This is a genomic window from Bradyrhizobium sp. Pha-3 (assembly GCF_042258325.1).
Taxonomy (GTDB): Bacteria; Pseudomonadota; Alphaproteobacteria; order Rhizobiales; family Xanthobacteraceae; genus Bradyrhizobium; species Bradyrhizobium elkanii.
This window is the reverse complement of the sequence record NZ_CP170151.1, coordinates 4715177-4736943: the sequence shown is the minus strand read 5'-3', so window position 1 is coordinate 4736943 and position 21767 is coordinate 4715177. Positions and strand designations below refer to the sequence as shown.

22 protein-coding genes are annotated in these 21767 nt (G+C 65.2%); 11 read left to right on the top strand and 11 right to left on the bottom strand.

Translation table 11 applies throughout. The annotated features are described in order from the left end of the window. Positions 1–16 precede the first annotated feature (16 nt). On the top strand, positions 17–790 hold the full coding sequence (locus tag ACE10X_RS22160) for a transporter substrate-binding domain-containing protein (protein ID WP_244435885.1): 774 nt from the start codon (positions 17–19) through the stop codon (positions 788–790). Positions 791–962: 172 nt separating this feature from the next. Then, complete coding sequence (locus ACE10X_RS22155) at positions 963–1811, top strand: DUF2147 domain-containing protein (protein WP_038386351.1); 849 nt, start codon at positions 963–965, stop codon at positions 1809–1811. A 193-nt stretch (positions 1812–2004) separates the two neighbouring features. Here ACE10X_RS22155 and ACE10X_RS22150 read toward each other — a convergent pair whose 3' ends face one another. Together ACE10X_RS22150 and ACE10X_RS22145 are read right to left on the bottom strand one after the other, a co-directional pair. After that, complete coding sequence (locus ACE10X_RS22150) at positions 2005–2409, bottom strand: cupin domain-containing protein (protein WP_038386332.1); 405 nt, start codon at positions 2407–2409, stop codon at positions 2005–2007. A gap of 23 nt (positions 2410–2432) precedes the next feature. Next, a complete protein-coding gene (locus ACE10X_RS22145; RefSeq protein WP_028332032.1) occupies positions 2433–3131 on the bottom strand; it encodes a ribonuclease activity regulator RraA in 699 nt (232 codons plus the stop codon). A gap of 211 nt (positions 3132–3342) precedes the next feature. Here ACE10X_RS22145 and pxpB point away from each other — a divergent pair, with 211 nt between their 5' ends. The 4 genes from pxpB (at position 3343) to ACE10X_RS22125 (ending at position 6462) form a co-directional block, all read left to right on the top strand. Further along, positions 3343–4074 (top strand): 5-oxoprolinase subunit PxpB, encoded by a 732-nt coding sequence (pxpB, locus tag ACE10X_RS22140; protein WP_038386331.1) that lies wholly within the window; start codon positions 3343–3345, stop codon positions 4072–4074. Next, positions 4071–5105, top strand: coding sequence for a biotin-dependent carboxyltransferase family protein (locus ACE10X_RS22135; protein WP_038386330.1), 1035 nt, complete (start codon positions 4071–4073; stop codon positions 5103–5105). Before pxpB ends, ACE10X_RS22135 begins: the two co-directional genes overlap by 4 nt. 30 nt (positions 5106–5135) lie before the next feature. Then, the gene (locus ACE10X_RS22130; RefSeq protein WP_038386329.1) at positions 5136–5909 is read left to right on the top strand and encodes a LamB/YcsF family protein; all 774 of its coding nucleotides are present in this window, start codon (positions 5136–5138) and stop codon (positions 5907–5909) included. A gap of 148 nt (positions 5910–6057) precedes the next feature. Then, entirely contained in the window at positions 6058–6462 is a 405-nt protein-coding gene (locus ACE10X_RS22125; protein WP_051003106.1) for a hypothetical protein, read from the top strand. Positions 6463–6536: 74 nt separating this feature from the next. Here the strand turns inward: ACE10X_RS22125 and ACE10X_RS22120 are convergent, their stop codons facing one another. From ACE10X_RS22120 to ACE10X_RS22110, 3 genes are all read right to left on the bottom strand, one after another. Then, the gene (locus tag ACE10X_RS22120) at positions 6537–6689 is read right to left on the bottom strand and encodes a hypothetical protein (RefSeq protein ID WP_016844408.1); all 153 of its coding nucleotides are present in this window, start codon (positions 6687–6689) and stop codon (positions 6537–6539) included. A gap of 250 nt (positions 6690–6939) precedes the next feature. Beyond that, entirely contained in the window at positions 6940–8097 is a 1158-nt protein-coding gene (locus ACE10X_RS22115; protein ID WP_375762843.1) for a CmpA/NrtA family ABC transporter substrate-binding protein, read from the bottom strand. Next, a complete protein-coding gene (locus tag ACE10X_RS22110) occupies positions 8094–8684 on the bottom strand; it encodes an ANTAR domain-containing response regulator (protein WP_028332037.1) in 591 nt (196 codons plus the stop codon). The genes ACE10X_RS22115 and ACE10X_RS22110 overlap by 4 nt, the downstream gene beginning before the upstream one ends. Before the next feature lie 118 nt (positions 8685–8802). On the opposite strand from ACE10X_RS22110, the gene rimO reads away from it, so the two are divergent. Continuing rightward, entirely contained in the window at positions 8803–10128 is a 1326-nt protein-coding gene (gene rimO / locus ACE10X_RS22105; RefSeq protein ID WP_038386327.1) for a 30S ribosomal protein S12 methylthiotransferase RimO, read from the top strand. 235 nt (positions 10129–10363) lie between these two features. After that, positions 10364–11560 carry an acetylornithine transaminase gene (locus ACE10X_RS22100; protein WP_038386326.1) on the top strand — a complete coding sequence of 399 codons (1197 nt, stop codon included), beginning with the start codon at positions 10364–10366 and terminating at the stop codon, positions 11558–11560. Between the two features lie 169 nt (positions 11561–11729). Here the strand turns inward: ACE10X_RS22100 and ACE10X_RS22095 are convergent, their stop codons facing one another. The 3 genes from ACE10X_RS22095 to pcsA all read right to left on the bottom strand — a co-directional run bounded on the left by ACE10X_RS22095 (position 11730) and on the right by pcsA (position 14314). After that, positions 11730–12704 carry a quinone oxidoreductase gene (locus tag ACE10X_RS22095; RefSeq protein ID WP_026192759.1) on the bottom strand — a complete coding sequence of 325 codons (975 nt, stop codon included), beginning with the start codon at positions 12702–12704 and terminating at the stop codon, positions 11730–11732. A gap of 156 nt (positions 12705–12860) precedes the next feature. Continuing rightward, on the bottom strand, positions 12861–13589 hold the full coding sequence (locus ACE10X_RS22090) for a TerC family protein (RefSeq protein ID WP_038386325.1): 729 nt from the start codon (positions 13587–13589) through the stop codon (positions 12861–12863). Further along, positions 13586–14314, bottom strand: coding sequence for a phosphatidylcholine synthase (pcsA, locus tag ACE10X_RS22085; RefSeq protein ID WP_051003105.1), 729 nt, complete (start codon positions 14312–14314; stop codon positions 13586–13588). Before pcsA ends, ACE10X_RS22090 begins: the two co-directional genes overlap by 4 nt. A gap of 133 nt (positions 14315–14447) precedes the next feature. Here pcsA and ACE10X_RS22080 point away from each other — a divergent pair, with 133 nt between their 5' ends. Beyond that, positions 14448–15632: a UbiH/UbiF family hydroxylase gene (locus tag ACE10X_RS22080; protein ID WP_038386324.1), complete on the top strand. Its 1185-nt coding sequence runs from the start codon at positions 14448–14450 to the stop codon at positions 15630–15632. Between the two features lie 66 nt (positions 15633–15698). On the opposite strand, the gene ACE10X_RS22075 is transcribed toward ACE10X_RS22080, so the two are convergent. Further along, on the bottom strand, positions 15699–16652 hold the full coding sequence (locus ACE10X_RS22075) for an AEC family transporter (protein ID WP_038386323.1): 954 nt from the start codon (positions 16650–16652) through the stop codon (positions 15699–15701). Between the two features lie 121 nt (positions 16653–16773). Between ACE10X_RS22075 and hspQ the strand changes: the two genes are divergently transcribed. Beyond that, on the top strand, positions 16774–17106 hold the full coding sequence (hspQ, locus tag ACE10X_RS22070; protein WP_021081543.1) for a heat shock protein HspQ: 333 nt from the start codon (positions 16774–16776) through the stop codon (positions 17104–17106). Positions 17107–17153: 47 nt separating this feature from the next. Here hspQ and ACE10X_RS22065 read toward each other — a convergent pair whose 3' ends face one another. Together ACE10X_RS22065 and ACE10X_RS22060 are read right to left on the bottom strand one after the other, a co-directional pair. Next, a complete protein-coding gene (locus tag ACE10X_RS22065) occupies positions 17154–18428 on the bottom strand; it encodes an MFS transporter (protein WP_202948928.1) in 1275 nt (424 codons plus the stop codon). 340 nt (positions 18429–18768) lie between these two features. Next, a complete protein-coding gene (locus ACE10X_RS22060) occupies positions 18769–19599 on the bottom strand; it encodes an invasion associated locus B family protein (RefSeq protein ID WP_028340693.1) in 831 nt (276 codons plus the stop codon). 334 nt (positions 19600–19933) lie between these two features. Between ACE10X_RS22060 and ACE10X_RS22055 the strand changes: the two genes are divergently transcribed. After that, the gene (locus ACE10X_RS22055) at positions 19934–21718 is read left to right on the top strand and encodes an extracellular solute-binding protein (RefSeq protein ID WP_304557911.1); all 1785 of its coding nucleotides are present in this window, start codon (positions 19934–19936) and stop codon (positions 21716–21718) included. The last annotated feature ends 49 nt before the right edge of the window (positions 21719–21767 follow it).

Sequence of the window (21767 nt, the reverse complement as noted above, 5' to 3'; positions counted from 1 at the left end):
GATGGAGAAGACCTTGATGTTTCGCGCGCTGGCCGGCCTCGCCCTCGCCTTGCTTCTGTCTGTCGCGCACGCGCAGCAGGCGCCGTCCCGGCTCGATGAGATCGTCAAGCGCGGCATCGTGCGCGTCGGCATGACCGGCGACTATTTGCCTTTCACCTACCTCGACAAGGAGACCAAGGCCTTCCGCGGCTTCGATGTCGACATGGCGCAGTCACTCGGCAAGGCGCTCGGCGTCAAGGTCGAGTTCGTGCCGACGTCGTGGCCGCAGATGACCAGGGATTTCGAGGCCGACGATTTCGACATCGCGATGGGCGGCGTCTCCATCACCTTCGATCGGCAGAAGAAGGGTCTGTTCTCCACTCCAATCATGCGCGAGGGCAAGACGCCGATCGCGCGCTGTGCCGACAAGGGCAAGTTCGAGACGATCGCCGAGATCGACAAACCGGGCACCCGAATCATCGTCAATCCCGGCGGCACCAATGAGCGCTTCGCACGCGCCCATGTGAAAACCGCCGAGATCCGAGTCTTCAACGACAACACCAAGATCTTCGACGAGATCGCCAAGGGCGACGCCGACCTGATGATGACCGATGCGTCCGAGACGCGCTATCAGCAGAAGCTGCACCCCGGCGTGCTGTGCGCCGTGCATCCCGACAAGCCGTTCGACTTCGCGGAAAAGGCCTACTGGATGCAGCGCGACGTCGCATTGAAGGCGTTCGTCGACCAATGGCTTCACATCGCGCGCGAAAATGGCAGCTACGCGAAGATCTACGCCGCGTGGTTCGAATAGCCTGCGTCACGCTCATCATTTGAAGCGCGCGGCCTGAAACCAGACCGCAATCCAGCGATTTGAACCTAAGCCGCAAGGATACGACTCATGTTCTGACCGTGATCTGGGACACGTTCAACGAGGCGGTCACCGGATAGCCTTGCGAACGGAGTTTCCTGCATCGGAGATCGAGATGAGAAAGCTTCTGGCGATCGCCACACTCATACTTGCGAGCACGGCCGCAGCGCAGGCGCAGTACACATTCGATTACGGCGGCCGCACCATTCGCATCGATCCCGATCGCGGCACGGTTTCGATCCCCGGCGTCTACGACAATACCGGCCGCCGCGCCAAGCGCGCCAAAAGCGAGGACACCGAGCAGAAGCGCAAGGCTCCGAAGGAAGCCAAGACAGACACCAAGTCGGACACCAAGTCGGACACCAAGACGGATTCCCAGGCCGCGCCGCCCAGCGCGCCCGCGGCGGCTGCTCCGCCCGCTCCGCCGGCCGACGATCCGGCCGCCGTCCCGCCGGCGCCTGCCGCAACAACGACAGAGCCGGCCGGCACGGGTGTTGCGGCCACGCCGCCTTCAGCTACCGCAGCGACCACAGCGCCGCCGCCCGCGCCGCCAGCCGTCCAGCAAACTGCTGCGCCAGCCGCAAAGCCCACCGCCGCTCCAACCGTTGGTGCCGCCTCGCCGAGCGCTCCGGTGCCCAAGCCGCTTGCCAATCCCGTGCAAGCAGCGAACTCGCCGCTCGGCGTCTGGCTCACCGAAGAGAAGGAAGGCAAAATCCGCATCGAGCAATGTGGTGCCAATCTCTGCGGTTACGCCGTCGACAAGAAATCGAGCGCCAACGGCGAACAGGTTCTGATCAACATGAAGCCGGGCAAGGACAAATGGATCGGCCGCATCGTCGATCCGAACAGCGGCAGCACCTACGATTCCACCATCGCGATGAGGAACCCGGACACGCTGCGCGTCCAGGGCTGCGCGTTCGGCGGCCTGTTTTGCGGCGGCCAGACCTGGACGCGGGTGAATTAATCGGCCGGAATTCGTAGCCCGGATGAAGCCAACGGGTCGCGCGAACGCGCGCCCGATGACAGGCTCCGCGAAATCCGGGGTTTTCACCGAGAGAGAGATTGCCCCGGATTGCGCTTCGCTCCATCCGTGCTACGCATACGAAAAAGCCCCGCTCAAGAGCGGGGCCTTCCTTTGTGCTAGCAACTACGGCTGCTCAGCCGACCTTGCCGTTGTATTCCTCGTCGGTGACGTGCTCCATCCAGGTCGAATAGACGCCATCGAGCGCCTCCTGCATGGCGATGTGGGTCATGCTGTTGTCCGGCGTGGCCCCGTGCCAGTGCTTCTCGTTCGGCGGAATCCAGACGACATCGCCGGGACGGATCTCCCTGATCGGGCCGCCCTTGGCCTGCACGCGCCCGATGCCGGAGATCACATACAGCGTCTGTCCGAGCGGATGGGTGTGCCAGGCGGTGCGTGCGCCGGGCTCGAACGAGACGCGCGAGGCGTTGAGCCGCGCCGGCGCAGGCGCCATGTTGATCGGGTCCTGCAACACCGTGCCGGTAAAATTCTCCTTCGGCGCGCGGCGGGTCGGCCGCGAGCCAGAAACGTGGATGTCCATGGGGTTACCTCCCTTTCTTGACGTTATTTCTTGGTGGCGGCGTAGCGCGCCTTGGTCTCGGCATTCATCGGATACAGGCCGGGCAGCTGGGCGCCATTGTTCACTTCATTGACGATCCAGGCTTCCATCCGTTCCTGCTCCGGCCCCTCGGCCAGCACGTGATCGAGGAACGCCTGCGGGATCAGCACCGCGCCGTCCTGGTCGGCCACCACGACGTCATTCGGAAATACGGCAACGCCGCCACAGCCGATCGGTTCGCCCCAGCCGACGAAGGTCAGACCTGCAACTGACGGCGGAGCCGCGTAGCCGTCGCACCACACCGGCAGGCCGGTGCCGAGCACGCCCTCGACGTCGCGCACGACGCCGTCGGTGATCAGCGCCGTCACCCCGCGCTTGACCATGCGGGCGCAAAGGATGTCGCCGAAAATGCCGGCATCGGTGATGCCCATGGCATCGACCACGGCAATGCAGCCCGCCGGCATCGCCTCGATCGCGGTGCGGGTCGAGATCGGCGACGACCAGGATTCCGGCGTCGCCAGATCCTCACGGGCCGGCACGAAGCGCAGCGTGAAGGCCGGTCCGACCAGCCGCTTCTGCCCCGGCTTCAGCGGCTTGGTGCCGCGCATCCAGATGTTGCGCAGGCCCTTCTTGAGCAGGACGGTGGTGATGGTAGCGGTGGACACATGCGACAGCGTCGCGATCGCTTCGGCGGACAGTGACATCTGGAAAGAGTGCTCCGATGGAGGAAAAGACCGGCGCATGTTGCCGGGCAAAGGCTTTGCGTCAAGGGCTGCGCGAAAAAGCTGCGATCATCCAAATTTATCGCCGGCATGCCGATTAATTTATTGAAGTTGCTGCATCATTTTGCACGAAGCGAATTCCGTTTTATCCCGAAACACGCTAGCTTGATGGCTGACGACAGCGCTTGACCCAATGGCCGAACCCTTAAGTCCTCCCCGCCTTTTGCCGAGTGGCGACAGCGCCATCACGGTGGAATTCAGCCGCACCATCGATGACGCCGCCAACCGGCGGGTGCTGGCGCTCGACCGCGTGATATCCGCCGAGCCGATCGCCGGCATCACCGAGACCGTGCCGACCTACCGGTCGCTGCTGGTGCATTACGACCCCATCCAGATCACTTTCGATGCGCTGGGCGAGCAACTGCTGGCACGCGCCGCCAAGGCGCCGCCGACCGAGACCGGAACGCGGCGCTGGCGGATTCCGGTGACCTATGGCGGTGAGCACGGCATCGATCTCGAGGATGTCGCGAAGGCGCTCAAAACCACGCCCGACCAGATCGTGGCGCGCCATGTCGCCGGCGACTATCGCGTCGCGATGATCGGCTTTACGCCGGGCTGGTCCTATCTCAGCGGACTGGAGAAGTTCCTGCACATGCCCCGGCGCAAGGATCCGCGGCTCCTGACCCCGGCCGGCACCATTTCGATCGGCGGCATCCAGACCGGCGTGCAGTGCCTGGCCGGTCCGAGCGGCTGGCACCTGCTCGGCCGCACGCCGGTGCGAACCTACCAGTTGCATCGCGATCCGACCTTCCTGCTGGAGCCGGGCGACGCCATCACCTTCACGGCGGTCGACGCCAAGACCTTCGCCGAACAGGACCGCGCCGCCGAGGCCGGCGAGTTCGTCGCTGAACTGGTGACGCCATGAGCAAGCTCGTCGTCACCTCGATCGGCCCGGCAAGCTCGGTGCAGGACGCTGGTCGTCCGGGCTCGCAGCGCTACGGTCTCGTGCCGAGCGGCGCGATGGACCGGCTTTCGCTGGCGGCCGCCAACACGCTGGTCGACAATGAACTGTTCGCCGCCGCGGTCGAGATCGGCCCGTTCGGCGCCAGCTTCACCGCGCGCGGCGGCGCGGTGCGCGTCGCCCTCGCCGGCGCGTCGCGCAATGCGGATATCGGCGGCCGGCCGGTCTTGTTCGACAGTTCGGCAACGCTTGCCGAAGGTGAGACGCTCACTCTCGGCTTCGCCCGCAGCGGCTCGTTCAGCTATCTCGCGATCGAGCACGGCATCGAAGGCGAGCCGATGTTCGGCAGCCTCGCCGTCAACGCCCGCGCCGGGCTTGGCAGCCCCTACCCGCGGCCGCTGCAAAGCGGCGACGAGTTGAAAACGCAAGCCGCAAGCGGCGCGCCCGAACGCCGCATCGAATTGCCGACCCCGACCGATGCGCCGATCCGCATCGTGTTCGGCCCGCAGGACGACGAGTTCGCCGAGGACAACAAGAAGCTGTTGGTCGACAGCGAGTGGAAGATCTCAGCGACCAGCGACCGCATGGGCTATCGCCTCGAAGGTCCCGTCATCAAGCATCTCGACGGCCACAACATCGTCTCCGACGGCACCGTGAACGGCAGCATCCAGGTGCCCGGCAACGGCCAGCCGATCGTGCTGATGCCGGACCGCGGCACCAGCGGCGGCTATCCGAAGATCGCGACGGTGATCACGGCCGATTTCGGCCGCTTCGCGCAGATCTCGGCCGGCCGGCCGTTCCGCTTCAAGGCGGTGACGATGGCGGAAGCGCAGGCCGAGGCGATCAAGTTCCACGAGCTGCTGCGTTCCCTGCCCGACCGCGTCCGCGGCATTGAGGATTTTGGCCTCAACATCGAAGCGCTGCGGGATGCGAATGTCGCGGGTCAGGCCGTCAACGCCGTCGATGTGTCGACCTGGCAAGTTGCGCTACCCTGAATCTGTACAACAACAGACGGATCGATCGTCATGACCTCCACCATCGACCTCAATTGCGATCTCGGCGAAAGCTTTGGCCCCTGGGAAATGGGCAATGATGCCGCGATGATCGAGCTTGCGACCTCGGTCAACGTCGCCTGCGGCTTTCATGCCGGCGACGCCGACATCATGCGCAAGACGGTCGAGCTGGCGAAGGCGCGCGGCGTCAGCGTCGGCGCCCATCCCGGCTATCGCGACCTGCACGGCTTTGGCCGCCGGCCGATGCCGGGACTGACGTCCTCGGAGATCGAGAACCTGATCGCCTATCAGATCGGCGCCCTGCAGGCGATTGCGACCGCGGCCGGCCACAAGGTCACCCATGTGAAGGCCCATGGCGCGATTTCCAACGTCGCCTGCGAGGACGACATGACTGCAAGGGCGATCGCCAATGCGATCAAGGCGGTCGACCCGAGCCTCGTGTTCGTGGTGCTCGCGAATTCGAAACTGGTGCGTGCCGGCGAGGCTGCCAAACTGCGCATGGCGCATGAGGTGTTCGCCGACCGCGCCTATGAGGACGATGGCAACCTGGTGTCGCGCAAGAAGCCCGGCGCGGTGCTGCATGATCCCAAGGCGATCGCCGATCGTGTGGTGCGGATGGTGCAGGACGGCGCGGTCGTCTCGGTCACCGGCAAGGTGATCAAAATGCAGACCGATACCGTCTGCATCCACGGCGACACGCGCGGTGCCGTCGAGATCGCGCGCGGCCTGCGCGAGGCGCTGAAGCAGGCGGGCATCACCGTTGCGCCGTTTAAGACCGCGCACTAAGCCGCGAACATCGATCAAAAAAGGGCCGGCCGCCGCGCCGGCCCTTTAGACTCCGTTAAGAGTCTTCTTAAACCCAAACTTGCCGTTTGATTGCTAGGTGCAGCTTCCGAGCCTTTGATTGTCCTCTTAGGAAATTGGGTACGAAAGCATGTTCCGCACCAGCCTCTCCCTCACCATCGCCGCGGTTGCTACCGCCGCGTTCACCAGCGCGGCATCCGCCGGCTGCTACAGCTGCTATACGCCGCCGCCGCAGCCGTGCACGACCTGCTATCAGGTGCAGAGCGTGCCGCCGCAATTTCGCACGGTGCAGGAAACCGTGATGGTGGCGCCGGGCCGCGTCGTCGCGCATCGCACGCCGGCGCAGTATCGCACCGTGATGGTGCCGAAGACCGTGATGGTCGCGCCGGAAGGCGTCGCCTATGAGCGCATCCCGCCGCAATACGCCACCCAGGAGCGCGTGCAGATGGTCTCGCCGGGCTATTCCTACTATGCGCCGGTTCAGCCGACCTGCAACACCTGCGGCGGCGGCTACGGATACGGTTACGGCTACTGAGCTGCCAGCATCCACCCAACACAAAGCCGCCGTCTGAGGATATCAGGCGGCGGCTTTTGCATGTTCCGAAGCGCCTAGAACGGGTGGACGGACAGCGTGCCGAACACGATGGCCGCGATCACCGCAAAGGCGCTGTACAGCGCCGCCGTGTGAATTCCGGTCCCGGATTTCCTTGAAATGTTTCGCGCGTAAAGGTGCAGGCGGGCCTCCGCCGATAGTTCGCGCATGGTCGATCTCCAATGCCCCATTCTCAGGCATATGGAATATCGTTCGCGGGCGGATTCAAGCGGGCGGCAAAAATAGCGATGCCGCCGCCTTCGGGAACCCGGTTCCAAGAGGAATATTCCTTCTCGCGCGCTCGGCCGAGAATCCTATTCGCTGCAATTCGAGGCGTCGGGAACCCGCACCAGTCTCGCACTAACCAAAATCTCGAAAACAACCCCATGCAAAGTAGCCGGAGGCGGAGTTGCGTCGCGCTCAGGCCTTCCAGCGCCCGATTTTGAACGCCGCCAGATGCCCGGGAACGTCGCTCGGGTCGAACGGCGGGCCGGCGAACGCCCCAATGGCACTGGAGGCGCCGGCCGGGCGCCCCGATGCGGCATCGTAGAGATCGGGCCTGAACACGGCCATGGCGGTCTTCAGCGCCTCCGGCCGGTACGGCGCCTGGCCCCAGCGAACCATCTGCGCGTAGAGCCAGGCCGCCTGCCCCGGATCAGGCCGCGCTGCTGCCTCGCGCCCGACCAGCAGATAGCGATTGCTCTCGCGCATGGTGCCGTCGGGCGAGATCTTCAGGTGGCCATCGAGCGTGCGCTGGATGACGCTGGCATCGACGCCGATCCGCTCGGGCTGCGCCAGGATGCGCGCGACCTCGGACCGGTTCTCGGGCCGCTCGATGAACTCCACGGCGCGCAGATGTGCACGCACCAGCGCCGCCACGATATCGGGATGCTTCTCCGACCAGCTCTGCCGCACCGCCAGCACCTTTTCCACCGCGCTGAGCAGGATGTCGGAGACGAAATGCAGGATGTGGCCGATACCGAGATCGACCGCAATCGAATTCCAGGGCGCACCGACGCAGAACGCGTCGACATGGCCGTTGGCGAGGCTGTCGACCATGTAGGGCGGCGGCAGCACCACGAGCTGGACGTCCTCGTCGGGATCGACGCCGCCGGCGGCCATCCAGAACCGCAACTGGTAATTGTGGGTCGAGAACGGGAAGGTCATGCCGAAGGTCAGCGGCTCCGCCCCGCTCTTGCGCCGCTTGGCCACCACGCGGGCGAGCGCCTGTGCGGTGGCCATCGGATCGAAGCGGTCGCCGTCGAGCTCTTCCATCAGCGCGGCGTGCAGCGCCGGCGAGACCGTGATGGCATTGCCGTTGAGCCCGAGGTTGAGAGGCGCCGCGATCGGCACCTTGACGTGGCCGAGCCCGAGGCTCGAGGCGATCGCCACCGGCGCCAGCAGATGGGCGGCGTCGAACAGGCCTATATTCAGCTTGTCGCGGACGTTCGACCACGACACTTCCCGCACCAGCGTGACGTCGAGGCCTTCGGCCGTGGCAAATCCCTTGTCGACGGCAACGATCAGCGCGGCAGCGTCGACCAGCGGAATGAACCCGATGCGCAAAGGTGTGGTCATTTCAGGAGCTCCGACGCCGTCAGGATCGATTGCGCGATCTCGCCGATCTTCTTTTTCTCGCGCATCGCGGTCGAGCGCATCAACACATAGGCCTCCTCCTCGGTCAGCCCCTTCACCTTCATCAGGATGCCCTTGGCGCGGTCGATCACCTTGCGCTCCTCCAGCGCGTGCTTGGTGCGGTCGAGCTCGTCCTGCAGCTTGGCGAAGGCATTGAAGCGGGAGACGCACAGATCGAGGATCGGCTTCATCCGCTCCTTCTTGAGGCCGTCGACGATGTAGGCGGAGACGCCCGCCTCCACCGAGGCCTGGATCGAGGCGGCGTCGCTCTGATCGACGAACATCGCGATCGGCCGGCGGACGGCACGGCTGACCTGGAACATTTGTTCCAGCACGTCGCGGCTGGGATTCTCGAGGTCGATGACGATGATCTCGGGGTCGAGCGCATAGATCCGCGAGAGCAGGCTCTGCATCTCGCTGATATGGACCACGTCCGTATAGCCGGCCTCCCGCAGTCCTTCCTCCAGGATGGCTGCGCGGATCGGGCTTTCGTCGACTATGACGATCTTGGGAGACGACTCAGCGCTCATCGACGACTCTTAGGGACCCGGCAAGCAGCATCCATATCATGCCGGAAGCCCCGGGAAAGGGTTGTAATTCTCGGCAATTGGGACTAGCTCCTGCCCATTCATCAGGCAGATCAGAGATATGCAAGAGGCCGCCGCGCCGAAAGTGAGCTTTGTGTCCTTGGGCTGCCCCAAGGCGCTGGTCGATTCCGAGCGCATCATCACCCGGCTGCGCGCGGAGGGCTATGAGCTGGCGCGCAAGCATGACGGCGCCGACATCGTCATCGTCAACACCTGCGGCTTCCTCGACAGCGCCAAGCAGGAATCGCTCGCCGCGATCGGCGAGGCCATGGCCGAGAACGGCAAGGTGATCGTCACCGGCTGCATGGGCGCCGAACCCGAGCAGATCGAGAGCGCCTATCCCGGCGTGCTCTCGATCACGGGGCCGCAGCAATATGAGAGCGTGCTGGACGCCGTGCACCGCGCGCTGCCGCCGGCGCACAATCCGCACGTCGACCTGGTGCCGCCGCAGGGCGTCAAGCTGACGCCGCGGCACTACGCCTATTTGAAGATTTCCGAAGGCTGCAACAACCGCTGTAGCTTCTGCATCATTCCGAAGCTGCGCGGCGATCTGGTGTCGCGGCCGGCCAATGACGTGCTGCGCGAGGCCGAGAAGCTGGTGAAGGCCGGCGTCAAGGAATTGCTCGTCATCTCGCAGGACACCTCGGCCTATGGCGTCGACCTGAAATACGCCGAGAGCCCATGGCAGGACCGCAGCGTCCGCGCAAAATTCTTCGATCTCTCCAAGGAGCTCGGCGAGCTCGGCGCCTGGGTGCGGCTGCAATATGTCTACCCCTACCCGCATGTCGACGAGGTCATCGGCCTGATGACCGAGGGCAAGGTGCTGCCCTATCTCGACATCCCGTTCCAGCATGCGAGCCCGGACGTGCTGCGCGCGATGAAGCGCCCGGCTGCGCAGGAGAAGACGCTGGCGCGGATCCAGAAGTGGCGCGAAGCGTGCCCCGAGCTGACGCTGCGCTCGACCTTTATCGTCGGCTTCCCCGGCGAGACCGATTCCGATTTCGCCTATCTGCTCGACTGGCTCGATGAGGCCGAGATCGATCGCCTCGGCTGCTTCAAATACGAGCCGGTTGCCGGCGCCGCGTCGAACGCGATTCCCAATGCTGTGCCCGATGAGGTCAAGCAGGAGCGCTGGAATGCGCTGATGGCCCGTCAGCAGAAGATTTCGACGAGGCGCCTGAAGCGCAAGGTCGGCACCCGCCAGCAGGTCATCATCGACGAGGTCGGTCCGACGGTGGTGAAGGGCCGGTCAAAGGCCGACGCGCCTGACATCGACGGCGCCGTCTACCTCACCAGCCGCCGCCCGCTGAAGGTCGGCGACATCGTCACCGCCAAGATCGAGCGCTCCGACGAATACGACCTGCACGGCAGCGTCGCCGGATTCTGATGCTTGACATGTTCCGGCGTTCGGCTGTATGGCCCTCTGCCATGAAGCTGAATCGGACCCACCGCAGCGCCATCTGCCGTCGTCGCACCCGCGACGATGCTGGGCTGCGCCGTGTCCGACGCCATCGCTGATCTTATAAATCAGCCAAGGTTTTCGAGAAGGCCGCGCCCCCAAAGCGCGGCCTTCTCGCTTTTCGGCCTGCCCTTTCCCAACACCGGCCCCAGAGGAGAACGACATGACCAACGCTACCCCTCCGTTCGATGCGCTGATGGACATCACCGCTCGCCCCGAGGTCGTGTTCGTGCGCGGCGCCGGCTCGTATTTGTGGGACAGCAACCGCAACCGCTATCTCGACTTCGTGCAGGGCTGGGCCGTGAATCCCCTCGGCCACTCGCCGGTCATCGTGGCCGACGCGCTGGCCGCGCAGGCCAGACGGCTGCTCACGCCAAGCCCGGCGTTCTACAACGAGCAGAGCCTGAAACTGGCAAAGCTGCTGGTCGACAACAGCTGCTTCGACCAGGTGTTCTTCGCCAACTCCGGTGCCGAAGCCAATGAAGGCGCGATCAAGCTCGCGCGCAAATATGGCACGAAGTACAAGAATGGCGCCCACGAGATCATCACCTTCGAAGGCGGCTTCCACGGCCGCACGCTCGCGACCATGTCGGCCTCGGGCAAGAAGGCGTTCGAACCCCTGTTCGAGCCGAAGGTCTCGGGCTTCCGCAAAGCCAGGCTGAACGACATCGAGTCGGTGCGAAAGTTGATCTCGTCGTCGACGGTCGCGGTCATGCTGGAGCCGATCCAGGGCGAGGCCGGCGTCTGGCCCGCGACGGATGAGTTTTTGAAGGAGTTGCGGGCGCTGACCCAGCAGCGCGGCCTGCTGCTCATTGTCGACGAGATTCAGACCGGCATCGGCCGGACCGGAAAGCTGTTCGGATATCAGCACGCCGGGATCGAGCCCGACATCATGACGCTCGGCAAGGGCATCGGCGGCGGCGTGCCGCTCGCGGCCCTGCTCGCGACCGAGCATGCCTCGTGCTTCGATCACGGCGATCAGGGCGGCACCTTCAACGGCAATCCCTTGATGTGCGCCGCGGGGCTTGTCGTGCTCGATCAGGTCGGCAAGACCGATTTCCTGAAATCGGTCGTCGATGCCGGTCTGCTGCTCGAGCGCGAATTGCAGCGGCTGTCGTCGCGGCACGGTCTCGGCGAGATCCGGGGCCGCGGCCTCCTGCTGGCGCTCGATCTCAAGATGCCGATCGGCGCGGCCGTCGTCGCCGAGGCGTTCGCGGCCGGCGTGCTGATCAACTCGCCGCAGCCGGACACGCTGCGCTTCATGCCGGCGCTCAACGTGACGCGGGAGGAGATTTCCCTGGTCATCGACTGCCTGGATACGGTGCTGACCAAGGTCGGCGCTGCGCGCCGGGTGGCGTAACGCACGCGCTCGTCATTGCGAGCCAACGGGTCGCGCGAACGCGCGCCCGATGACAGGCTCCGCGAAGCAGTCCATCCCTCCGCATATGCGGGACAATGGATTGCTTCGACGCTTCAGCGCAAAATTGCTTTGCAATTTTGTCGCGAGCGCCTCGCAATGACGGCGAGAATTACGGCCGCAGGATCGCTGCTCCGGTGGTCGCCCGGCTCTCCAGGTCGATATGCGCCTTGGCGGCGTCCTTGAGCGCATAGGCATGGTTGATCGGCACGTGCAGCTTGCCGTTGATCACGGCGGCGAACAACGTGTCGGCGCCTTCGAGCAATTCCTTGCGGGTGCCGACATAGTCGTTGAGCTTGGGCCGCGTCGCGAACAGCGAGCCGTGGTTGTTGAGCTCGGCGAGCGGAAACGGCGGCACCGGACCCGACGCGTTGCCGAAGGAGACGAACAGGCCGCGCGGCCGGAGGCAGGACAGCGATCCCGGGAACGTGGTCTTGCCGACGCCGTCATAGACGACGTCGCAGAGCTCGCCGCGGCTGATCTGCTTGACTCGTTCGACGAAGTTCTCCTCGTTGTAGAGGATGACGTGATCGCAGCCATTGGCGAGCGCGAGATCGGCCTTCGCCTTCGAGCCGACGGTACCGATGACATGCGCGCCGAGCGCCCGCGCCCATTGGCAGGCGAGCAGCCCGATGCCGCCCGCCGCGGCGTGGATCAGCACGCGATGGCCCTGCTCGACCTTGAAGGTCTTGTGCAGGAGGTACCAGACCGTGAGCCCCTTCAGCATCAGCACGGCGCCCTGCTCGTAGGTGATGTGGTCGGGCAGTTTGACGAGCTTGTCGGCCGGGATGACGCGCTCGGACGCGTAGCCCCCGAGATTGTAGTAATAGGCGACGCGATCGCCGGGGTGGAAATTGGTCACGCCCGGACCCACGGCCAACACCTCGCCTGCGGCCTCATTGCCGGCAATGAACGGCAGGCCGGGCGCCTTGTAGAGGCCGGTGCGGAAATAGACATCGATGAAATTCAGACCGACCGCATGCTGGCGGATCCGGACCTCGCCGGTCCCCGGCGCGCCCACCTCGACGTCCTCATAGGTCAGGACTTCCGGGCCCCCCACCTGGTGCACGCGCACAGCCTTGGTCATGTCGTCGCTCCCCTCAGATATCAGCGTCAAGCGAGCGAATGCCATCGCGGCCGGCTTGTCAACCAAGCGGGCGGGAACCGGCTACGGCATGATCCGGAAAAGCGCGAAGCGGCTTTCCCTCGCGACAAACGCGCAGCGTTGGCGCGGAGACAATGCTCATTGGCGCGCCGGCTTCCTGCGGTTGCGCTTGGCCATGACGTTGAACGCCTCGACGGCGGCCGAGAAGGCAATCGCGAAATAGATGTAGCCGCGCGGAATGTGAAATTTGAAGCCGTCGGCCACCAACGCCACGCCGATCAGCACCAGGAAGGCCAGCGCCAGCATCTTGGTGGTCGGATGCTCCGCGACAAACCGCGCCACCGGTCCCGACGAGATGTACATGATGGCGCAGGCGATCACCACCGCCGCGATCATGATCTCGATGTCCTGCGCCATGCCGATCGCGGTGATGATCGAATCCAGCGAGAACACCAGGTCGATGATGATGATCTGCACGATCACCCAGAAGAACGCGCTGGCGTTCGGCCTGTCGTCGGCTTCCGCCTCGCGCGCCTCGACCTCGCCGTGGATCTCGTGGGTCGCTTTCGCGATCAGGAACAGGCCGCCGCCGATCAGGATGATGTCGCGCCACGACAGCTCGACGTCCTTGACTGATATCACCGGCTGAGTCAGCCCGATCAGCCAGACCAGGATCGAGAGCAGCAGAATGCGGAACACCAGCGCCAGCAGCAGGCCGATCTGCCGCGCGCGCTTGGCCTGTGCCGGCGGGATCCGCGACACGATCACCGACAGGAAAATCACGTTGTCGATGCCGAGCACGATCTCGAGCGCAGTCAGGGTCAACAGCGCCGCCCAGGCTTCCGGGCTGGTGATCAATTGCATCATGCTCTGAAGGCTTTCATCCGGCGGATCACGGTATCGCTGCCGATGATGTAGGCTGCGATGGCGCAGAGCCCGAAGGTGATCGGAGCTCCCACCACGAAGTCGTTGGCGAGCGTGTACATGCCGAGCACCGCCCATGCGGCGAGCAGCCACAGCGTCAGCCAGCGCAGCCGCACCACACGCAGCGGGTGCAGCACGTGGAACGGCGCGAAGGTCAGCGCGATCAGGGCCGCGACCACGATCGTCGACAGCACCGGCGGCAGGTGCAGCAGGAACAGATAGAACGCCGCCGCATTCCACAGCGCCGGGAAGCCGCGGAAATGGTTGTCATCGGCCTTCATGCGGCGGTCGGCGAAATACAGCGCGCTGGAGACCACGATGCCGATGCCGAGGATCGGCGCGGCCAGCGGCAGCAGCATGCCGCTCGCGGTGATCGCATAGGCCGGCACGAACACATAGGTGACGAAATCAACCACCAGGTCGAGCACCTCGCCCGACCAGTTCGGCTGTAGCCGCACCACGTCGAGCCGGCGCGCCAGCGGGCCGTCGATCCCGTCGATGATCAGCGCGACCCCGAGCCAGGCGAACATGTTGGCCCAGTGCTCGCGCACCGCCTCCAGCATCGCCAGCAGCGCGACCCCGGCGCCGAGCGCCGTGAAAATATGAACGGAGAATGCGGCGGTCCGCATCCGTTCTGGCAACGCTTCGGGCTGGCTCGAATGCTCCATCGGCCGAAGTGCTATCAGGAATCGGACTGGTTTGCATATGCGGTCTTGCGGCGTTCCGCCGCGCAAAGCCTTGGAAACTCTTGGTGGTTACCGATGGCTTGAAAATCGGGCCAAGCATGTCAAATGTCCTGATATGACCGACAGCTCGCTGGATTATGACGTTATCGTAATAGGCGGCGGTCCGGCCGGATTGACGGCTGCGATTGCCCTTGCCGACGCCGGTGCACGGACCGCGCTGCTGGCGCGCCGCGCGCCCTATGCCGACAACCGGACCACCGCGCTGCTCGGTGCCTCGACCGATATCCTGGACCGGCTGGACGTCTGGCGGCGCTGCAGCGACCGAGCGGCGGCGCTCAAGACCATGCGCCTCGTCGACGACACCGGCCGCCTGATCCGTGCGCCCGAGGTGCGCTTCTCATCCGACGAGATCGGCCGCGAGCAATTCGGCTTCAACATCGACAACCGCTCGCTGGTCGCCGCGCTCGAGGACCGCACCGGAGAACTGTCCGCGCTGACGCGGTTCGACGATGAAGCCGCCTCGGTGCGGCCGGACGATGCCAAGATCACCGTGGTGACGCGGCAGGGCCAGTCGCTTCAGGCCCGGCTCGTGGTCGGTGCCGACGGGCGCAATTCATTATCCCGCGAGGCCGCCGGCATCGAGGTGACAAGCCGCGATCTCGGGCAGTCCGCCCTGACCTTCAACATCACCCATACCCGCCCGCACAACAACATCTCGACCGAGTTCCACACCGAGCACGGCCCCTGCGTGTTCGTGCCGCTCAGCGGCAACCGAAGCAGCGTGGTCTGGGTCTCGGCGCCCAAGGAGGCCGAGCGGCTGATGGCGCTCGGCGACGACGAATTGTCCCTCGCCGCCGAGCGGCAATCGCATTCGATCCTCGGCCGCGTCGAAGTCCAGGGCGGCCGTCACGTGTTTCCGCTCGCGATCGAGCGGCCGCGGCAATTCGCCAAGGACAGGATCGCGCTGGTCGGGGAATCCGCCCATGTGCTGCCGCCGATCGGCGCGCAGGGTCTCAATATGGGACTGCGCGATGCCGCCGATATCGCCGAGATCACGGGCCAGGCGATCGGTCGTGGCGAAGATCCCGGCGCGCCCAATGTGCTGTGGCGCTACCAGGCGGCGCGGCGCCCCGATGTCGCCAGCCGGACCTGGGCGATCGACATCGCCAACCGGTCGCTGCTGAGCGATTTCCTCGGCATGCAGACGGCGCGTGCTGCCGGCCTGCATCTGCTCGGCGCATTCGGCCCGTTGCGGCGGCTAGCGATGCGCGAGGGCCTCGCGCCGTCATGGCGGCGATGAACTTCACCTCTCCCGTGGGAGAGGTGAACCGAATCCACGGTCGGACCGCTTCAAGTTCATCACGCTTTAGGGAAACACCAGCCGGCCGCTCTGGATGAACCACATCACGCTGGTCAGCGTGACCACCGAGGCGAAGGTGCCGATCAGCACCGCGACCGAGGCCGGCTCGATCCAGGTGTCGTTCTGCCGCGCGATCACGAACACGTTGAGCGCCGGCGGCAGCGAAGCCATCAGCACCGCTGTCGCAGCCCAAGGCTGCGCGAACGGGCCGAACAGCAGCATCAGGCCGAACGCCAGCAGCGGATGGATCAAAAGCTTGATCGCGACCACGCCCGGGACCTCCCACGGCACCCGCTCGAACGGCCGCAGCGCCACCGTGATGCCGAGCACGAACAGCGCCGTCGGCGCGGCGGCGTTTTCCAGGAACTGGATGGTGCGATCGAGCGCGACCGGGATCGGGATGTGAAACGCCGCAACCAGCGCCCCGAACACGGCCGACATGATCAGCGGGTTCTGCACGATCTGCCGCAGCACCACGCCAAGCGCGTGCAGCAGCGAGGGATGGTCGCGGTCGGTGAGCTCGATCAGCAGCGGCACGATCGAGAACAGGAAGATGCTGTCGCAGCAGAAGATCAGCGCGGTCGGCGCCGCCGCCTTGGCACCGAGCACGGCGAGCGCGAGGCCAGGGCCCATGTAACCGATATTGCCGTAGGCGCCCGACAGGCCGGCCAGCGTCGCCTCGCGCAGCGTGAGCCCGCCGATCACCTTGCCCGCGACCATCGCCAGGATGAAGGCGAGCACGGTTCCGAGCGTGGTGGCGATCAGGAATGGCGGGTTGTTCAGCTCCGCAAACGGCGTCTTGGACATGATCCCGAACAGCAGCGCCGGCAACGAAACGTAAAGCAGGAAGAAATTCATCCAGGCGAGCCCGCTCTCGGGCAAACCCTTGGCCTTGCCGCACGCGTAACCGATGAAGATCAAGCCGAAATACGGCAACGCCAGATTGAGGATATCGATCATTTTGAAAGTAGTTTCTCGGCCGGATTTCGGGTCGTTTTTGCAGGGCTGGAATCGGTAAAGCGCGGGTTAATTCGGACCTTAGCCCCTAGCATCGGCCACAATGTTGGTCTATCGACGAGCCATGATCAAAGCGCGCACCGCCAAGTTTCAGATCGGGCAGATCGTCCGTCACCGGGTGTTCTCCTTCCGGGGCGTGATTTTTGATATCGACCCGGAGTTCAACAACACCGAGGAATGGTGGCTGTCGATCCCCGAGGACATGCGGCCCCACAAGGACCAGCCGTTCTACCATTTGCTCGCGGAAAACTCGGAGACCGAGTACGTCGCCTATGTCTCGGAGCAAAACCTCTTGCCCGACGAGTCGGGCGAGCCGATCCGGCATTCGCAGGTGGCGGAGATCTTCATCAAGGACAAATCGGGCGGCTACCGTCCGCGCAACCCGTCGCTGAACTGAGGTTCGGCGGCTGTCCGGCGAATGCCACGGCGTTCGCGCTGCCACGCTCACACCCCCTCGCGCTTGGCCAAGACAACCGCGATCGCCCAGACGACAAATCCCGCCAGCGCCAGCGCCGCGCCGACGAGGCCGGTCGACGTCCAGCCATAACCCGCGGCAACCGCCATTCCGCCGAGCCACGGACCCAGCGCATTGGCGACGTTGAAGGCGGAGTGGTTGAGCGCGGCGGCGAGGCTCTGCGCCTCGCCCGCGACGTCCATCAGGCGGGTCTGCAACACGGTGGCCAGCGCCCCGCCCAGCCCGATCAGGAACACATCGGCGGTCAGCGTCCAGAAATTGCCTGCCGCCAGCGGATAGAGCGCGAGCGTCGCCGCCGACCACAGCAGGAGCCCACCTGCGGTTGCCATCAGCGCGCGGTCGGCGAAGCGCGGCACGATGATGTTGCCGGCGGTAAGGCCGGCGCCGAACACGCACAGCGTGACCGGCACCAGCGCGGGCGACGTGTGGGTCACCGCCAGCATGGTCGACGCCAGATAGGTGTAGACCGAGAACAGCCCGCCGAAACCGATGGCGCCGATCGCCAGCGTCAGCCAGACATGCTTGCGCCCGAGTGCCGACAGTTCACGCAGCGGGCTCGCCTTGCTGTTGGCGGCATCACGCGGGGCGAAGATCAGGACCAGGATCGCGGTCAAGAGCGCGAGGCCGGCAACGATCGCGAAGGCCCAGCGCCAGCCGATTGCCTGGCCGACCCCGTTGGCGAGCGGAACGCCGATCGTCGTCGCGATGGTGAGCCCCAGCAGCACGCGGCCGACCGCCGCCGTGCGCTTGTCCATCGGGACCAGCGAGGCCGCGACCAGCATGGCGATGCCGAAATAGGCGCCGTGCGGCAGCCCCGCCAGGAAGCGCAGCGCCAGCATGGTGTGATAATCGGGCGCGAGCCCCGAAAGGCCGTTCATCAGCGCGAAGAAGCCCATCAGCGCGATCAGCAGCGTCCGCCGCGTCATGCGTGCCGACAGCACCGCGATGACCGGCGCACCGACGACGACGCCGAGTGCGTAGGCGCTGATCGCGTGGCCGGCCTGGGGCTCGCTGACGTGCAGATCGTGGGCGAAGAACGGCAACAGGCTCATGGTCGCGAATTCGGCGATGCCGATCGCAAAGCCGCCCATCGCTAGCGCGAGATGGATGATGCCGGGATGAAAGTTACCGGGGGCGTTATCCTGGCTGACGCGAATAGCTGCATCGACCGACGCGCGGCCGGTCGGCTGTTCCGGAGGCCGGGAGCGCGGTTCGCGCCGCTGCGTGCTGACTTGCTGGGACATTGCGCGACTTCCATGACTGCGAACGGCGGCCAGGATTCGCGGAAGAACCACGCGCAGATTTGCGCATCGAAGGCGCTGTCCGCGCTTTCGTCTGGCCTCCCGTATCGGATTTATGATTGTGCTTCGACGCCGGACTTGTCCGAACGAGGCACCAACGATGCGCGCTCATCGCGCGACGCAATCGAAGCACCCTTCGATGACCATCGCACACGATCTGCGCGATCACCAGCGCAGCAGGCTGCCAGCAGCCAGTCTGTTTCGCATGACAAAAAAAGGCGCCCTTCCGGGCGCCTTTTGACTGCGATGATCTCGCGTTTTCTTGAACGCGTGATCGAAGTGTTTACTTGGCCGCCGGATTGGCCGGCGCCGGAGCCTGCGCGGAGCCACCGCCCGCGCCTTCCAGCTTCTTGCGCTGCTCTTCGGCGCGCTTCTGCAACTCTTCCTGCAGCTTCTTCGAGTTTTCCTCGAACACCTTCGGATCGGTCGGCGGGCCGTCATAGGCCTTGGCGAATTCGGTGTTGAGCGGCAGCGGCAGCGTCAGCGGCGCGCCGTTCGAATTGATCGCCTGGACCACGAGGTTCTGGCCCTTCTTCATGTTGGCGATCAGCTCGGGCGTTGCTTCATAGTCGGACATGCAGCCGTTCTGGAAGCAGATCACATAGGGCGCCTGCTGCGGCGGGTTGCCGTCGACGATGATGCGGGTGCCGTGCACGAGCTGCATGCCGAGCGGCAGCGTGACGCGCAGGATCTTCTTCGGCTCGCCTTCCGGCTCGATGATCACGGCGGCGATCACCGGCTGGCCGGACTCGATGCGGCCGTCCTTGCCGGTGAAGCAGACCTGCTTGGCGTTGGCTTCCTGGCCCTTCAGGCAGAACTTGGTCCAGGGGGCGTAGATCAGCTGGATCTGCTGATCCTGCGCCGGCGGCTGGGCGGCCGCAGCGGGCGGCTGGCCGGCGGCCGGTGCTTGGGCGGGCGCCTGGGCTGCCGGAGCCTTCGGAGCTGCCTTGGGTGCCGCCTTGGGCGCAGCCTTCGGTGCCGCAGGCGCCGGCGCTGCCGGCTGCTGGGCCCGAGCGGCAGGAACCAGGAGCGCTGCAGAGAATGCCGTCGCCGCCATCAGGGCAACAATTCGCCCATGCGGCCGGACCGGGGCGGCCAAGATACGGAAATTCATTGCGGAAAACCCTTTCTGAACGGAAGCCCGAAACCGCTGCAGGCGCCGACACATAGCCGTTTGGGCGGCTGTCTCCTAGTCAATTGAGGCGGATACGTGACAGGCGTTCCCGCCTTCGAATTGCACGCCTTCAATACAGCGGCGCGCGGAAAGATCAATGCCGACAAGCGTATTTGCGCCCATCTCGCGGCGAGTTTCAGCGGCCTGTGATAAACCTCCGGACGTGACGTTTCGCGAATCAAATCCGGCGCCTCACGCACGTGTTCCCGGGCACACTTGGCGCGCCGCATGGGCCGCGATCTGGCTAGCCTTGGGATGGCTGGTCTTGGGATGCATGACGAGCGGGCTGGCCCCTGCGGCGGCCGCCGAGAGCCACGCGATCGCGATGCATGGCGCCCCCGCGCTGCCACCCGACTTTACCCACCTGCCCTATGCCAATCCCGACGCTCCCAAGGGCGGCCGCCTGATCCAGGGTGTGATCGGCACCTTCGACAGCCTCAATCCGATGATCATCAGGGGCGTCGCCGTGCAGCAGGTCAGGGGCTACGGCTATGAGCGCGGTTATGTCTACGAAAGCCTGATGGCGCGGGGCAATAACGAGCCGTTCACGCTGTACGGCCTGCTCGCGCGCAGCGTCGAGACCGACGACGCCAGAAGCTACGTGACGTTCCACATCGATCCCCGCGCCCGCTTCTCGGACGGCCAGCCGGTACTCGCCGACGACGTGCTGTTCTCGCTGGCGCTGCTGCGCGACCACGGCCGTCCGATGCACCGTCAGTATTATTCGAAAGTCGCAAAGGCCGAGGCGCTCGACCCGCTCACGGTCCGGTTCGATTTCGGCGGCGTGGCGGATCGCGAATTGCCGCTGATCCTCGGCCTGATGCCGATCCTGCCGCGGCACGCCATCGACCCCGAAAAATTCGAGGAAACAACCTTGGCCCCGCCGATCGGGTCCGGCCCCTACCGCGTGACGGCAGTCAAGCCCGGCGCCAGCGTGACCTTCACGCGCGATCCCGATTATTGGGGCCGCGACCTGCCCATCAACCGCGGCCTCTGGAACTTCGACGAGATCAGGCTCGATTACTACCGCGAGGCCAACGGCATGTTCGAGGCCTTCAAGCGCGGCCTGTATGATTTCCGGACCGAGACCGAGCCGCTGCGCTGGCACGACGGCTATGACTTCCCGGCGGCGCGCAACGGCGAGGTGATCCGCGACACCATCAAGATCGGCACGCCGCGGCCGTCCGAATTTCTGGTGTTCAACAGCCGACGGCCGAAATTCGCCGACCTGCGGGTGCGTCAGGCACTGGCGATGCTGTTCGATTTCGAATGGGTCAACCGCAACTACTATTTCGGACTGTTCTCGCGCGCCGGTGGTTTCTTCGCCGGATCGGATCTGTCTGCCTATGGCCGTCCCGCTGACGATCGCGAGCGCGAGCTGCTCAAGCCATACCTGTCGCACATCCAGCCTGACATCCTCGACGGCCGCTATCGTCTGCCGGTCACCGACGGGTCGGGGCGTGACCGCAGCCTTTTGCGCAGTGCGCTCGCGCTGCTCGCCGAGGCGGGTTACGCGCTCGACGGCACCGTCCTGAAGCAGCGGTCGACAGGGACGCCGCTGCGCATCGAGATCCTGGTGACGACGCGCGAGCATGAGCGGATCGCCCTCGCCTATCAGCGTGACCTGAAGCGGGCCGGCATCGAAGCCACGGTGCGGGTGGTCGACGCGGTGCAGTTCGAGCAGCGCCGGGTCGGCTATGACTTCGACATGATCCCCATCCGCTGGGACCAGTCGCTGTCGCCGGGCAACGAGCAGTGGTTCTACTGGGGCAGCCAGGCCGCCGATGTGCCGGGCACGAGGAATTACATGGGCGCCAAGGATCCCGCCATCGACGCCATGATCGCGGCGCTGCTCGCGGCGCGCGAGCGGCCGGCCTTCGTCTCGGCGGTACGGGCGCTGGACCGGGCCCTGATGTCGGGCTTCTACGCTATCCCCCTATTTAACTTGGGAGAGCAATGGATCGCGCGCTGGAATCGGATAGAACGGCCTTCGACCACGGCGTTGACGGGCTACCTGCCGGAGACTTGGTGGCAGAAGCCCGGCACGCAATCCAGATGATTTGCCGAGTGATGCGACCCGACGCGGCATGATCTGGTCCGACCGAAGC